The organism is Lentzea sp. (assembly GCF_036380075.1).
Classification (GTDB): Bacteria; Actinomycetota; Actinomycetes; order Mycobacteriales; family Pseudonocardiaceae; genus Lentzea.
The window spans coordinates 1-13,335 of the sequence record NZ_DASVFL010000038.1; the positions used below are offsets into that span (position 1 = coordinate 1).

Below are 13,335 nucleotides of genomic sequence, written 5' to 3' on the forward strand. Positions count from 1 at the left end.
CAATCCTCACCGGGTTGCGCGCGGCCCAGGTGGACGCCTCGCGGCACCTCCCCCACGCCCCCGTACCACCAGTACGAGGACGTGGGGGAGGCACCACGATGCATCGCCCTGGACCGGTCGCAACCCGGCAAGGGTTCGTGGTCACCGCACTAGGCGTTCACGAGGTCCTTCTCGGCGGGAGCCGCAGCCGCGGGCTCCTCGATCAGGTTCTCGCTGCGCGCCACCAGCACCGGGATGGTGATCTGACCGGCGACGTTGGTCGCGGTGCGCATCATGTCGAGGATCGGGTCGATCGCGTAGACCACGGCCACGCCGGTCGCGATCACGGCCGGCGGCAGGCCGACGACGCTCAGGGTCAGCGTGAGCATCGTGTACCAGCCGGTGGTGCCGGCGGTGGCGAGAGCGCCGAAGACCGCGACGAGCACGATGCCGACGTACTGCCACACCGAGAGCTGGATGCCGAAGAGGTTCGCGATGAAGATCGTCGCGACGGCCGGGTAGACCGCGGCGCAGCCGTCCATCTTGGTCGTGGTGCCCAGCGGCACGGCGAAGTTCGCGTACTCCTGCGGGACGCCGAGGTCGGTGGCGGCCTTGCGGGACAGCGGGAGCGTGGCGCCCGACGAGCGGGACACGAACGCGAACTGCAGCGCGGTGCCGGCCTTGCGGAAGAACTCGACCGGCGAGGTCTTGCCGACGAACTTCAGCAGGATCGGGTAGACGACGAACAGCACCAGCGCCGAACCGAGGTACACGGCGAGGATCAGCGAGAACAGCGGCTTCACGAACGAGTTGCCGTAGGACGCCACCGCGTTGCCGATGAGGCCGAAGATGCCGATCGGCGCCAGCAGGATGATCCAGCCGACGACCTTCTGGATGATGTCGAAGAACGACCGGACCAGGTTCGTGAACGGCGCGGCCTTGTCACCGAGCGCGTAGGCGGCGAAGCCGACCAGCACGGCGATGAACACGACCTGGAGCACCTCGCCCTCGGTGAAGGCGCTGAAGATGTTGGTCGGCACCAGGTTGTCGAGCAGCGCCTGCCACGAGCCGGACGCGCGCTTGGCGAGCTTGTCGACGGCACCGGCGGCGGGCTCGATCTGCACGCCCTGGCCGAGCCGGAAGACCGACGCGACCGCGATGCCGATCAGCACCGCGATGAACGACGTGGTGGCGAACCAGAGGAACGTCTTGCCGCCGAGCCGGGCGGCGGTGCGGCCGCCGCCGAGGTTCCGCAGCGACGCGATGCCCACGACGATCGCCGTGAACACCAGCGGGATGACGGTGAGCTGGAGCAGCGCCGTGAACGTGGAACCGATCTTGGCGAGCACGGGCGCGAGCCACGTGCCCTTGCCGAGCCAGCCGGCGAGGGCGCCGAGCACGAGTGCGCCGAGGACTGTGAAGCCGAAGACCTTCGGCTTGCGGTACGTCTGGACGAAGGACACAGGGATCTCCTGCACAGGGGTGGCGGAAAGAGGGCTGAGGGGAGCTCTTAGCTCCGACAGCCCGCGCTCGTCCTGCGTGCCAGGTCGATGTGCCTGCGACGCGTCAAGTACTCGTTCACCACTCGCCCCCAACGCTCGCGGTGAGAGCAGTCTTCCCTGATCAGGTGAACTGTGACCAGCGTCTACCAGAGTGTGGACACCGGAACACCCAACCGGCCGAGCAGCCGCCGGGTGAGCGGCAGGCTGATGCCGATGACGGACGTGTGGTCGCCCTCGATGCCGTCGACGAACCAGCCGCCGAGCCCGTCGATCGTGAAGCCGCCCGCGACGTGCAACGGCTCGCCGGTCGCGAGGTAGGCCTCCAGCTCCTCGTCCGACGGCGTGCCGAACCGCACGGTCGTCGACTCGGCGGCCGACGCGCGGTCCACGACGACCCCGCCGGACACCTTCAGCACGGTGTGGCCGGTGATCAGCACGCCGCTCTTGCCCGCGATCCGGCGCCACCGCTCGCGGGCGGCCTCGACCGTGCCGGGCTTGCCCACCAGTTCGCCCTCGAACAGCAGCATCGAGTCGCAGCCGACGACCACGCACTCGTCGTCGTGCTCGATCGCCTCCGCCTTGGCCGCCGACAGCGCGACGACGGTCTCCTCGGGCGTCGGGTCGTCCAGGGACGCGACGAGCGCGTCCTCGTCCACACCGGACACGCGGACGACGGGCTCGACACCCGCCGCCCGCAGGACGCTAAGACGGGCGGGAGACTGGGAGGCCAGGATCAGACGCACGCGCGGAGTCTGCCACGCCAGGAGCCGCGACCTGCCGGAAGGCGAACGCCGCGACGATCCCGACCGCCAGCACCGCGAGCAGCAGGTAGAACGCCGCCCGCACCGCCGCGGTGAAGTCCCCGGTCGAGGCCAGCACGATCTGCAGCACCGCACCGGTCGCCGCGCTGCCCAGCACGTTCCCGAACTGGCGCGAGGTGTTGTAGATGCCGGAGCCCGCGCCCAGCAGGGACCGGTCGAGGGTCCGCGTCGAGATGTTCGTCAGCGGCGAGAACACCAGCCCCATGCCGATGCCCAGTGCCACCATCGACGGCAGCAGCACCCACTGCGTGCCGTCGCCGAGCAGGAACGTCATCGCCAGGATGCCCAGCCCCATCAGCACGAACCCGGTGATCGGCAGGAACTTGGCGTTCGCCCGGTTCGACAGCCGGCCGGCGAAGATCGCCACCACGCCGGACATCAGCGACGCCGGCGCCGTGACCAGGCCCGCCATCAGCGGCGACAGCTTCGGCACGGTCTGCAGGAACAGCGTCAGCGGCACGAACACGCCGGTCACCGTGATGCCGATGGCGATGTTCGCGACGTTGCCGAGCGAGAAGTTGCGGTTGCGGAAGATCCGCAGCGGCATCAGCGGCTCGGGGTTGCGCGCGGACGCCTGCCAGAGCACGAACAGCACGAGGAACAGCACCCCGGCCGCGATGATCTCGGCGACCGTGACCGGTCCCGCCACCTCGCCCCAGTGGTAGTGCTCGCCGTTCTGGATGCCGAACACCAGCAGTCCGAGCCCGAGGCAGCACAGCACCACGCCCGGCACGTCGAACCTCGGCGCGCGGTCGGGCCGCAGGTCGGGGACCCACAGGAACAGCAGCACCACGGCGAGCACACCGATCGGGAGGTTCACGAAGAAGATCCACTCCCAGCCCAGGTGCGTGACCAGCACCCCGCCCAGCAGCGGCCCGGACACCGTCGCGAGCCCGGCCACCGACCCCCACATGCCCAGTGCCGCGCCGCGCTTGGCCGGCGGGAACAGGTGGGTGATGAACGCCATCGTCTGCGGGGTCATGGCCGCGGCGCCCAGGCCCTGGAACACGCGGGCCGCGATCAGCGCCTCCGCGCTGGTCGACAGGCCGCAGGCCAGCGACGCCAGCAGGAACAGCACGAGCCCGATGCCGTAGAGGCGCTTCGGCCCGTACCGGTCGCCCAGCCGCCCGGTCAGCAGCAACGGCACCGCGAACGCGAGCAGGTAGGCGCTGACGACCCAGATGACGTCGTTCAGCGACGCGCCCAGGTCCGTGATCATCGACGGCAGCGCGACGTTGACGATGGTCGTGTCCAGCAACGTCATGAAGAAGCCGATGCACAGCGCGTAAACGGTCCGCCAGTTCTCGCGGTCCGTCCGAGTAGTACTACTGATGCGCGATCACCTCTTCAGTCGGCACTCTCGTTCAAGTGAAGCGCTGGGTGCTTGTCCTCACCGAACGCGGTTCCGATCGCGAAGGCAAGCGCAGACGGATCGCGGCACTGCTCGTCGTGCTCGGCGGGCTGATTGGATCGTGGGGCGTTGGAAGCGTGCTCGCGAGCGACCCGATCGGGTACGGAGTGCCCGTTTGGCCGTTCGCCGACACCGCCGATCGGGCGGAGAACGCACTCCTCACGTCCGTCGAGCCGGCTGTGCGCGGCAACCTGCCGATAAACCACTCGGACGTGCAGGTGCTGCGGCGGACGACCGCCTACGGCAGCGCGTTCTGGACGCTGAGGCTGGAGGTCGACGGCGAGACCCGCTGCCGCGAGGTCGCCGTCGGTCTCACCGTCTCCAGCCGCCGGGTCGAGTGCTCCTAGCCGGGGAACCCGGACGCGCGCCACGCTCCCGGTCCGTGCTGCAACGGCCGGCGCACCCGGCGGGCGTGGTTGGCCCACTCCGAACGCCGCTTCGGCTCGTCGTCCGCGACCGGTACGGCCGCCGCCAGCCCGGCGACGACCGCCGTCAGCGCGGCCAGCTGGAAGTCGTCCGGGTCGCCCTTGACGACCCGGAGCAGCGGCTGTTCCCGCGGCTCGTTCTCCTCCGGCGCGGTCACAGCGGGATGTTCCCGTGCTTCTTGGGCGGCAGCGTCTCGCGCTTGTCCCGCAGCATCGACAACGCCCGCGCCACGTAACCGCGGGTGTAGGACGGCGGGATCACCGAGTCGACGTACCCGCGCTCAGCGGCGACGTACGGGTTGCACAGCGTGTCCTCGTACTCCTGCTGGAGCTGCGCGCGCAGGGCGTCGACGTCCTCGCCGTTCTGCGCGGCGGCCGCGAGCGTCTTGCGGTGCACGATGTTCGCCGCGCCCGACGCGCCCATGACGGCGATCTGCGCCGTCGGCCACGCGAGGTTGATGTCGGCGCCGAGGTGCTTCGAGCCCATGACGTCGTACGCGCCGCCGTAGGCCTTGCGCGTGATGACGGTGACGAGCGGGACCGTGGCCTCGGCGTAGGCGTAGATCAGCTTGGCGCCGCGGCGGATGATGCCGTTCCACTCCTGGCCGGTGCCGGGCAGGAAGCCGGGCACGTCCACGAAGGTCAGCACCGGGATGTTGAACGCGTCGCAGGTCCGCACGAACCGCGCCGCCTTCTCGGAGGCGTCGATGTCGAGGCAGCCGGCGAACTGCGTGGGCTGGTTCGCGACGACGCCGACGCTGTGGCCGTCCACCCGGCCGAAGCCGACCAGGATGTTCGGCGCGAACAGCGGCTGGACCTCCAGGAAGTCGCCGTCGTCGAGCACGCGGTGGACGACCTCGTGCATGTCGTACGGCTGGTTCGCGGAGTCCGGGATCAGCGTGTCGAGCTCGCGGTCGGAGTCGGTGACCGCGTCCGCGAGCGACCCCTCGGCGAGCGTGCCCTCGAACGCGGGCGCGTCGCTCAGGTTGTTCGACGGCAGGTAGCTGAGCAGCTCCTTGACGTACGCGATCGCGTCCTCCTCGTCGGAGCCGAGGTAGTGCGCGTTGCCGGACTTGGTGTTGTGCGTGCGACCGCCGCCGAGCTCCTCGAACGTCACGTCCTCGCCGGTGACGGTCTTGATGACGTCCGGGCCGGTGATGAACATGTGCGAGGTCTGGTCGACCATCACCACGAAGTCGGTGAGCGCGGGGGAGTAGACGTGCCCGCCGGCGTTCGAGCCCATGATCAGCGAGATCTGCGGGATCACGCCGGAGGCCTTCACGTTGCGGGAGAAGATCTCGCCGTACAGGCCGAGCGAGACGACGCCCTCCTGGATGCGCGCGCCGCCGCCCTCGTTGATGCCGATGATCGGGCGGCCGGTCTTGATCGCCAGGTCCATGACCTTGACGATCTTCTCGCCGTAGACCTCGCCGAGCGAGCCGCCGAAGACCGTGACGTCCTGGGAGAACACGCACACCGGGCGGCCGTCGACGGTGCCGTACCCGGTCACCACGCCGTCGCCGTAGGGGCGGTTGTGCTCCTGGCCGAAGTTCGTCGAGCGGTGCCGGGCCAGCTCGTCCAGCTCGACGAACGAGCCGGGGTCGAGCAGCAGGTCGATGCGCTCGCGGGCGGTCTTCTTGCCCTTCGCGTGCTGCTTCTCGACCGCGCGTTCCGAGCCGGCGTGAACCGCCTCGTCGTTGCGCCGGTAGAGGTCAACGAGCTTGCCCGCGGTGGTGTGGACGTCCGCGGCGCCGGAGGAGGCGTCTGCGGGGACGTGCCCGATCGGCTCGGTCGCACTGCTCATGGGCTCGCAGCCTAACGAGACCATTGCTGAACTGCTCCGTGCAGTTGTCCAGGTCACGGCGACCTGTTGGTCGCCTTCGATCGGACGTACCCTCTTCCGTTCCAATAGCCTGGCGCGATGACCACCGCACTCGCCGATGCGCTGCGCGCGAAGCTCGTCGCCCCCAACGGCCCGTACGCCGCACTCGACGTCGTGGAGTCCACGCCGTCCACGAACGCGGACCTCGCCGCGGCCTCCGACGCCGCGGACCGCACGGTGCTGATCGCACTGGAGCAGACCGCGGGGCAGGGCCGTCGCGGCCGCAGCTGGTCGTCGCCGGTCGGCGGGCTGTACGTGAGCGTGCTGTTCAGGCCCGCCGGCGTGTCCCCGGCCAAGCTGCCGTGGCTGAACCTCATCGCCGGGCTGGCGCTGGTGCGCGTCGCCCAGTCGGTCGGCGTCGAGGCTGCCCTGAAGTGGCCGAACGACCTGCTGCTCGGCTCGTCCGCCGGCAAGGGCGCCGGGATCCTGTCCGAGATCACCGCGGACGGCGCGGTGGTGGTGGGCATCGGCCTGAACGTCGCGAAGCTGCCCGCCGGCGTCGAGCCCGCACCCGGTGGCCTCGCGCCGACGTCGCTGGAGGACCAGGGCGCCGCCGAACTGGACCGCGAGGAGCTGGCGTTCCGGCTGCTGGTCGAGCTCGCCGGGCTGGAGGGCGTGTGGCGCAAGAACGGCGGCGACGCCGTCGAGTCCGGTGTCCTGGAGGAGTACCTGGAGCACTCGGCGACCGTCGGCTCGCGCGTCCGCGTCGAACTTTCAGGAGGCGTTCAGCTGGAAGGGGTGGCGCAGCGCATCGAGCCGGACGGCACCCTCACCGTGCGCGCCGCCGACGGCCTGGAGCACGGCGTGTCCGCAGGTGACGTGGTGCATTTGCGCCCCGCGTAGTTAGGGTTGGTTCATGGCCTACCCCGACGACCTGCTGAGCTCAGGCGAGCACGTCGTGATCCACAAGCACCCCCACTGGAAGATGCTGATCTTCCCGGTGTTCTGGCTGCTGGTGGTGGTCGCGCTCGGCATCTACCTGGCGGGTCTGGTCGCGGACCAGTCGTGGGCCTTCGTCGCGCTGCTCGTCCTGGCCGTGGTCGCCGTCGTGCTGGTCTTCTGGCTGACCGTCGCGCCCGTGCTCCGGTGGCGCACCACGCACTTCATCATCACGTCCGACCGCGTGATGTACCGCGAGGGCGTGTTCAAGCGCACAGGCCTCGACATCCCTTTGGCCCGTGTCAACAGCGTGCGGTTCGAGCACTCTCTGATGGACAGGGTGCTGGGCTGCGGCACCCTGATCATCGAGTCGGCGTCGGACGAGCCGCTCGAGTTCGACGACATCCCGTCCGTGGAGAAGGTGCACACGATGTTGTACCGAGAGGTCAACGACAACCCTTCTGACGACTTCCACCCCCAGGGCGCCTGATGGGCGCGCGCGAGGTCGGGCTGCCGGACGTGGTCCCGTCCGGCTCGTTGCCGTCTTCCGTGACGATCTGGGAGGTCGGGGCCCGGGACGGGTTGCAGAACGAGTCCGTCGTGGTGCCGGTGGCGGTGAAGCTGGAGTTCCTGTCGCGGCTGGCGGACGCGGGACTGTCCGTTCTGGAGGCCACGTCGTTCGTGCACCCGTCGTGGGTGCCGCAGCTGGCCGACGCCGCCGAGCTGCTGGCCGGGTTGGATCGACGCGCCGGGGTCGTCTATCCCGTTCTCGTACCCAATGAGCGTGGGTTGGACCGGGCGCTCGAGGCCGGGGTTTCGCACATCGCGATCTTCGCTTCCGCCACCGAGACGTTTGCTTCCCGGAACCTGAACCGGACCTTGGAGTCCCAGTTCGAGATGTTCGCGCCCACCGTTGCTCGGGCGTTGGACGCCGGGCTGGATGTTCGCGGGTACGTGTCGATGTGTTTCGGGGATCCTTGGGAAGGTGCCGTTCCGCGGTCCCAGGTCGTCGCTGTGGGGGAGCGGCTGCTGGAGATGGGGTGTTCTCAGCTGTCTTTGGGGGACACCATCGGAGTGGCCACTCCCGGGCAGGTCGAGGCGTTGCTCGAGGGTTTTCGGGACGTTTCCTCTTTGGCCGTGCACTTCCATGACACCTATGGGCAGGCGTTGTCCAACACGCTTGCTGCTCTGCGGTGCGGGGTGACCACTGTGGACTCTTCCGCCGGTGGGCTTGGTGGGTGTCCCTACGCGGAGTCCGCCACCGGGAACCTGGCCACTGAGGATCTCGTCTGGATGCTGGACGGGCTGGGGGTGGAGACCGGGGTGGATCTGGACAAGTTGGTCGCCACCTCGGTGTGGATGGCTGAGCAGTTGGGGCGGCCCAGTCCGTCTCGGGTGGTTCGGGCGCTTTCGAAGTAGCCCCGCGTCCGGTTGCTCAGCCGCGTGCGGTGAACATGCCCGTCGCTATGAAGCGGTAGACCAGGTCGTCGCCGCGCTTCGCCCTGCCCTCGAACTCCACCAGGCCCAGTTCGGGGCGCTTCTTCGACAGGCGGGCCGTCAGGACCTCCGCTTCGAAGGTCAGCGTGTCGCCGGGGTACACCGGGGCCAGCCAGGACAGTTCCCTGCCACCCGGTGAGCCCTGCGAGGTGGAGTCGGAGAGCACCACGTCCACCCAGCGGCGCATCCACAGGGAGGCCGTGTACCAGCCCGAGGCGGACAAACCGCCGAAAATCGAGTTCTTGCCCGCTTCCTCGTCCAGGTGGAAGGGCTGCGGGTCGAACTTCCTCGCGAAGTCCAGCATCTCCTCCCGGTCGACGACGAGGTCGCCGAGCGGGATGATTCGGCCTGCGGGCAGATCCTCGAAGGCGATCATGCGTTGATCCTAGTAACTGAATCCGCCGGGAACCGATCTACGGGCAACGGCGTCCTAGAGCCCGAGGCCCGGGCTATGCGTGTTAGGGGGACTCGGTGGACGACCACCGTGCGCAGGTCGAGGAGCTGCTTGCCGACTACCGGCGCAGCCGTGAGCAGCTGGTTTCCGTCCAGCGCGAGCTCGCTGCCGTGTCCGGGCGGGCCACCAGTGGAGACGGAACGGTCTCGGCGACCGTGGGGACGGGCGGGAAGCTCGTCGAGCTGGAGTTGTCCGAGCTCGCTTATCGGCGGTATCGGCCCGAGCAGCTGGCCGAACTGATCGTGCGGACGGTGGGGGCCGCTGCGGCCTCTGCCGCCGAGGACACCTACCAGGCGCTCAGCGCGGTGTTGCCCGCCTCCAGCGATCCTGCTGCCGTGGTGGCGGGGACCGCTGACCTGGAGCCTGGTGAGTACGAGCCTGAACTGGCTCAGCAGCCTGCTCGTCGTCGCGTCGACGACGACGAGGACAACGAGCAGCGGGAGAGCTGGCTCGACTCCGAGCTCATCGACAGGAGGGTGCGATGACCGGGTATGAGGCCGACCTCGAGCGGCTGGACGCCGGGGCGCGGGAGCTGAAGGGCTTCGCCGGGCAGGCGACCGAGATCAAGGGGTCGCTCGACAGGGCGTTGGCCGGGTTCGGGGCGTGCTGGGGGGACGACGCCATCGGGATGAGCTTCGCCGCCTCGCACGAGAAGCCCTCCGGGGAGGCCGCCGTCGCGGTGGCCGCGCTGGCCACGACGCTGGGTGACGTCGGCGACAAGCTCGCCGCCACCGCGGAGACGTACCGGCACGTCGAGCAGAGCAACGCTTCGGCGATGAGAAGGCTGGAAGGCTGACATGGGCATCGAGCTCCCCGCCGAACTCGCCGCCGTCGCGGCCAAGGCAGGCGTCACGTGGCCCAAGGCCGACGAGGACGCCATGCGTTCCAGCGCCGCAGCCTGGCGCGAGGCCGGCGACAAGATCAAGGGGTTGGGCACGTCGTCCGACGGGGCCGCCGGCCGTGCGCTCGACGGCGTCAAGGGCTCCACCGGTGACGCCGCTCGCGGGCGGTGGGCGAAGGTCGTGGCGCCGGACGGTGAGCTGCAGCGCGCTGCTCGCGGGTGCCATGCCGCCGCCGACCGGCTCGACCACGCCGCCAAGCAGGTCGGGGCCGCGAAGGTCGAGATCGTGCGCGAGCTCGTGACGCTGGCGAAGAACACCGACGCCGCGAACACGTCGGCGAAGGCCGGCAACCCCACCGCGCTGCTCGGCCTCGACACGTTGACCAGGGGTGCCGCGGCCAACGTCGCGAACCTCCAGAACACGCTGTCCTCCGCGATCCGCCTCGACAGCGGCGTGGACATGACGCACGGCTCGCAGCCCGTCAACACCGCTCCCGGAGCCCACGGGCCCGGCGGTGGCGGGCCCGGTCTCGGCGGGGTGCTGTCGCCGGTCACGGACGTCGCCGGTGCCGTCGTGGCGCCGGTGGCCCAGGTCGTCGCTCCCGTCGTCGAACCCGTCGCCGCCGTGGTCGCGCCGGTCACCGACGCCGTCGCTCCCGTCGTCGGGGCGGTCACCGCTCCGGTGGCCCCTGTCGTCGGTGCCGTCACGGCGCCGGTCGCGCCCGTCGTCGGTGCGGTGACCGATGTCGCCGCGCCTGTTCTCGACGCCGCCGCGCCGGTGACGGCGCCCGCTGCCGCCGTCGTCCAGCCGGTGGTCGACGCCGTGCCCGGTGGCCGCGATGCCGTCGGTCCCGTGTTCGACGGGCCCGGTGACGGTCACGGCCGCGGTGAAGGTCCCGCGCAGGGACCCGGTCAGGGCCAGGGACCCGGCCAAGGACAGGGACCCGGTCAGGGCCAGGGACCCGGACACGGTCAGGGCGGGCCGCAGGTGCTGCCCGGCGTGGTCAACCAGGTCGTCGCGCCCGTCGCGGCGCCGGTGGTGGACGTCGTCCAGAACGTGCACGGGCACCTCGGGCCGATCGCCGACGGCACGACGCAGGCTTCCGCCGCCGCGGTGCTCGACCAGCCGCTCGTGCGCGGCGGTGAGGTGCACGGCGCACCCGCTGCCGCCGCTCAGGCCGCTCCCGCGGCGACTTCCGCTCCCGCCGCCGGACCCGCGGTGGGCAGTGGTCCCGTCGGCGGTCCGGTCGGAGGCGCTGCCGGTGCTGTCGGCGGTGCCGTGAGCGGTGCTGTCGGTGGTGTTCAGCCGGCGGGTCCCGCTGTGGCGAGCCAGGCCGGTGCGGCCGTGGGCCAGCAGCAGGGTGCCGCGCAGGCTCCCGCGCAGCAGCAGGCCCAGGCCGGTCAGCAGGCTGCGAAGGCCGCGGACGCGAAGGCAGGCGAACTCAAAGCAGGCGAGGCCAAGGCGGGCGAGGCGAAGGTCGGCGACGCCAAGGCCGGTGAGGTCAGGGCGGGCGACGGCAAGTCCGGTGCCCAGGCCGTCGCGGGCAAGTCCGGCGCGCTCGGTGCGGTGCCGGGCACCGGCACGGGCCAGGCGCCGGGTGTGCAGGCGGGGCAGTCCGGTGGTCAGACCGCCGTCCAGCACCAGTCCGGCACCCAGACCTCCGGCGGTCAGTCCGGCGGCGGGGCCCAGACCACGGCCCAGGGCCAGGCGCCGGTCGGCAAGGACGGCCTCGTCAAGGACCCGGCCAAGGACGGCCTGCTCGACGACGCCGAGCTCGGCGAGTCCGGCGGCTTCTCCCAGGCTCCCGGCGGCGCGCCCGTCGGGACCGGCACCGGCACGTCCGGACCGCTCGCGACCGTCGACACGGGCGGCCACCACCACGTGTCGGGCTCGCTGACCGACCGCCTGGAGAACCGCGAGAACCTCGCGCTGGTCGACCCGGGTCTCGCCGGGGACGTCATCCGCCACACCTACACGGCCGTGGCGGCCGGCAGCTGGTTCATGGCGATCTTCCTGTCCGGCGGCCAGGCCCCGCGGCTCGCGCCGAAGCCCGCCCGCCAGCTCCCGCCCCCGCCGGAGGCCGAGGAGCGGGTCACGCCGAGGTTCGCTCCGAACGACCACCCGCGGGCCGACCTCGTCGAGGTGACGGACCCGCAGCCGTCGGAGCAGACCGGCGGCCTCGGCAAGGACCACCCGGTCGTGCAGGAGCTGCTGGAGGGCTACGACTCGCTCGCGGGCATGCACGAACGCGACTGGGAGGGCCTCTTCCAGAACGAGGACGGCACGCCGCGCTGGCCCGTCGAACGCGAGGGCGGCTACGAGGACCCGCAGCCGGAGGTGCTCGCCGCCGGTGCCGAGCTCGACCGGTTCGGCACGCCGGAGGGACGAGTCCTGAGCACGGCCGGCACGCCGTTCGCCCAGCGTTCGCTGCCGCCGCACGCGTTGGACGAGGGCTACCGGCGCTACCGCGTCGAGAAGGACCTGCCGGTCCACCGCACCATCAGCGCGCCCTGGTTCGGCCAGCCCGGCGGCGGCAGCCGGTACCGCACCACCTACCCGGTCGCCGACCTCGTGGCGCTCGGCTACCTCACGGAGATCACCGCATGAACGTCGAGTCGCTGCCCGAGTGGCTGACCAGGATCGGCGTGCCGGACGACGTCGTCAGCATCGGTGAGGAGGCGGAGGGCCGCTGGTGCCTCCTCACCGACGAGGCGGGTCACGAGGTGTTCTGGCAGGAGCAGGGCAACCGCTACGACTGGGCCCGGTTCGACGACGAGAGCGTGGCGTGCCACTACCTCTTCGGCCGTCTCGCCTGGGCCCAGGTCGCGCGCGGAACCCTCAGCGTGCCAACAGCTTGAGCGCTTCCTCGTGGAGGTGGCCGTTCGACGTCAGCACGCTGCCGCCGTCGTAGCGCTCCTCGCCGTCCAGCGAGGTGAAACGGCCACCCGCCTCGGTCACCAGGACCTGGAACGGGGCGATGTCCCACGGGTTCGCCACGCACTCCGGCGCCAGGTCGATGGCGCCCTCGGCGACCAGGCAGTGCTGGTAGAAGTCGCCGAACGCGCGGCTCTCCCAGGTCGCGTCCACCAGGCGCAGGTACGTCTCGCGCGAGTGGTAGGTCACCCACGACTTGATGTCCGTCGTCGACACGTAGGCGTCCTCGAGAGCGCGCACGCCGGACACGGAGATCGCGCGCTCACCGGAAGCGTCGGACGCGAACGCGCCGCCGCCGGCCGCCGCCCACCAGCGGCGGCCCAGCGCGGGAGCGGACACCACGCCCACGACCGGCACGCCGTCGACGACCAGGGCGATCAGCGTCGCCCAGACGGGTACGCCGCGCAGGAAGTTCTTGGTGCCGTCGATCGGGTCGAGCACCCACACGCGCGACGCGTCGAGCGTGCCGCCGCGCTCTTCGCCCATGACGACGTCGTCCGGGCGTTCCGAGGACAGCACCGAACGGATGGCGTCCTCCACCGCGACGTCGGCGTCGGTGACGGGCGTGCGGTCCGGCTTCCGCTCCACGGCGAGGTCGTGAGCGCGGAACCGGGTCGCGGTGATCGCGTCGGCGGCGTCGGCGAGGCGGAGGGCGAGTTCGAGATCAGCATCGTGGCGTGACACGCGGCGATCGTTCCACGAATACCCT

The 13,335-nt window shown here is 70.8% G+C and carries 15 protein-coding genes; 8 read left to right on the forward strand and 7 right to left on the reverse strand.

Annotated elements, in window-relative coordinates; all coding sequences use genetic code 11:
* Positions 1 to 149 precede the first annotated feature (149 nt).
* The 3 genes from VF330_RS04785 to VF330_RS04795 all read right to left on the reverse strand — a co-directional run bounded on the left by VF330_RS04785 (position 150) and on the right by VF330_RS04795 (position 3,635).
* Complete coding sequence (locus VF330_RS04785) at positions 150 to 1,442, reverse strand: dicarboxylate/amino acid:cation symporter (RefSeq protein WP_330850252.1); 1,293 nt, start codon at positions 1,440 to 1,442, stop codon at positions 150 to 152.
* 182 nt (positions 1,443 to 1,624) lie between these two features.
* Positions 1,625 to 2,224 (reverse strand): nucleoside triphosphate pyrophosphatase, encoded by a 600-nt coding sequence (locus VF330_RS04790; protein WP_330850253.1) that lies wholly within the window; start codon positions 2,222 to 2,224, stop codon positions 1,625 to 1,627.
* The gene (locus tag VF330_RS04795; RefSeq protein ID WP_330850315.1) at positions 2,184 to 3,635 is read right to left on the reverse strand and encodes an MFS transporter; all 1,452 of its coding nucleotides are present in this window, start codon (positions 3,633 to 3,635) and stop codon (positions 2,184 to 2,186) included. Before VF330_RS04795 ends, VF330_RS04790 begins: the two co-directional genes overlap by 41 nt.
* 35 nt (positions 3,636 to 3,670) lie before the next feature.
* Here VF330_RS04795 and VF330_RS04800 point away from each other — a divergent pair, with 35 nt between their 5' ends.
* Entirely contained in the window at positions 3,671 to 4,060 is a 390-nt protein-coding gene (locus tag VF330_RS04800; protein ID WP_330850254.1) for a hypothetical protein, read from the forward strand.
* Here the strand turns inward: VF330_RS04800 and VF330_RS04805 are convergent.
* Positions 4,057 to 4,296, reverse strand: coding sequence for an acyl-CoA carboxylase subunit epsilon (locus VF330_RS04805; protein WP_330850255.1), 240 nt, complete (start codon positions 4,294 to 4,296; stop codon positions 4,057 to 4,059). The two genes, VF330_RS04800 and VF330_RS04805, sit on opposite strands and share 4 nt — an antisense overlap.
* Entirely contained in the window at positions 4,293 to 5,942 is a 1,650-nt protein-coding gene (locus tag VF330_RS04810; protein WP_330850256.1) for an acyl-CoA carboxylase subunit beta, read from the reverse strand. The genes VF330_RS04805 and VF330_RS04810 overlap by 4 nt, the downstream gene beginning before the upstream one ends.
* Positions 5,943 to 6,059: 117 nt before the next feature.
* Between VF330_RS04810 and VF330_RS04815 the strand changes: the two genes are divergently transcribed.
* Genes VF330_RS04815 through VF330_RS04825 form a run of 3 tightly spaced genes read left to right on the forward strand, consistent with a single transcriptional unit; the run spans position 6,060 to position 8,318 of the window.
* Positions 6,060 to 6,863, forward strand: coding sequence for a biotin--[acetyl-CoA-carboxylase] ligase (locus VF330_RS04815; RefSeq protein WP_330850257.1), 804 nt, complete (start codon positions 6,060 to 6,062; stop codon positions 6,861 to 6,863).
* A 13-nt stretch (positions 6,864 to 6,876) separates the two neighbouring features.
* Positions 6,877 to 7,389 (forward strand): PH domain-containing protein, encoded by a 513-nt coding sequence (locus VF330_RS04820; RefSeq protein WP_330850258.1) that lies wholly within the window; start codon positions 6,877 to 6,879, stop codon positions 7,387 to 7,389.
* A complete protein-coding gene (locus tag VF330_RS04825) occupies positions 7,389 to 8,318 on the forward strand; it encodes a hydroxymethylglutaryl-CoA lyase (RefSeq protein ID WP_330850259.1) in 930 nt (309 codons plus the stop codon). The genes VF330_RS04820 and VF330_RS04825 overlap by 1 nt, the downstream gene beginning before the upstream one ends.
* Positions 8,319 to 8,334: 16 nt before the next feature.
* On the opposite strand, the gene VF330_RS04830 is transcribed toward VF330_RS04825, so the two are convergent.
* On the reverse strand, positions 8,335 to 8,772 hold the full coding sequence (locus tag VF330_RS04830) for a MaoC family dehydratase (RefSeq protein ID WP_330850260.1): 438 nt from the start codon (positions 8,770 to 8,772) through the stop codon (positions 8,335 to 8,337).
* Between the two features lie 95 nt (positions 8,773 to 8,867).
* On the opposite strand from VF330_RS04830, the gene VF330_RS04835 reads away from it, so the two are divergent.
* From VF330_RS04835 to VF330_RS04850, 4 genes are read left to right on the forward strand one after another with little or no spacing between them, the layout of a single operon-like run.
* On the forward strand, positions 8,868 to 9,335 hold the full coding sequence (locus VF330_RS04835) for a YbaB/EbfC family nucleoid-associated protein (protein ID WP_330850261.1): 468 nt from the start codon (positions 8,868 to 8,870) through the stop codon (positions 9,333 to 9,335).
* Positions 9,332 to 9,646: a hypothetical protein gene (locus VF330_RS04840; RefSeq protein ID WP_330850262.1), complete on the forward strand. Its 315-nt coding sequence runs from the start codon at positions 9,332 to 9,334 to the stop codon at positions 9,644 to 9,646. The genes VF330_RS04835 and VF330_RS04840 overlap by 4 nt, the downstream gene beginning before the upstream one ends.
* Position 9,647: 1 nt before the next feature.
* Positions 9,648 to 12,299: a TNT domain-containing protein gene (locus VF330_RS04845; protein WP_330850263.1), complete on the forward strand. Its 2,652-nt coding sequence runs from the start codon at positions 9,648 to 9,650 to the stop codon at positions 12,297 to 12,299.
* Positions 12,296 to 12,550: a hypothetical protein gene (locus tag VF330_RS04850; protein WP_330850264.1), complete on the forward strand. Its 255-nt coding sequence runs from the start codon at positions 12,296 to 12,298 to the stop codon at positions 12,548 to 12,550. The genes VF330_RS04845 and VF330_RS04850 overlap by 4 nt, the downstream gene beginning before the upstream one ends.
* Here the strand turns inward: VF330_RS04850 and hisN are convergent.
* Positions 12,531 to 13,310, reverse strand: a complete 780-nt coding sequence (hisN, locus tag VF330_RS04855; protein ID WP_330850265.1) for a histidinol-phosphatase — start codon at positions 13,308 to 13,310, stop codon at positions 12,531 to 12,533. The two genes, VF330_RS04850 and hisN, sit on opposite strands and share 20 nt — an antisense overlap.
* Between the last annotated feature and the right edge of the window lie 25 nt (positions 13,311 to 13,335).

What these genes read in the sequence shown, in the direction of transcription:
- VF330_RS04810 (WP_330850256.1), bottom strand. Translation starts at nt 5,942, where the DNA reads ATGAGCAGTGCGACCGAGCCGATCGGGCACGTCCCCGCAGACGCCTCC.
- VF330_RS04815 (WP_330850257.1), top strand. Translation starts at nt 6,060, where the DNA reads ATGACCACCGCACTCGCCGATGCGCTGCGCGCGAAGCTCGTCGCCCCC.
- VF330_RS04820 (WP_330850258.1), top strand. Translation starts at nt 6,877, where the DNA reads ATGGCCTACCCCGACGACCTGCTGAGCTCAGGCGAGCACGTCGTGATC.
- VF330_RS04825 (WP_330850259.1), top strand. Translation starts at nt 7,389, where the DNA reads ATGGGCGCGCGCGAGGTCGGGCTGCCGGACGTGGTCCCGTCCGGCTCG.
- VF330_RS04830 (WP_330850260.1), bottom strand. Translation starts at nt 8,772, where the DNA reads ATGATCGCCTTCGAGGATCTGCCCGCAGGCCGAATCATCCCGCTCGGC.
- VF330_RS04840 (WP_330850262.1), top strand. Translation starts at nt 9,332, where the DNA reads ATGACCGGGTATGAGGCCGACCTCGAGCGGCTGGACGCCGGGGCGCGG.
- VF330_RS04845 (WP_330850263.1), top strand. Translation starts at nt 9,648, where the DNA reads ATGGGCATCGAGCTCCCCGCCGAACTCGCCGCCGTCGCGGCCAAGGCA.
- VF330_RS04850 (WP_330850264.1), top strand. Translation starts at nt 12,296, where the DNA reads ATGAACGTCGAGTCGCTGCCCGAGTGGCTGACCAGGATCGGCGTGCCG.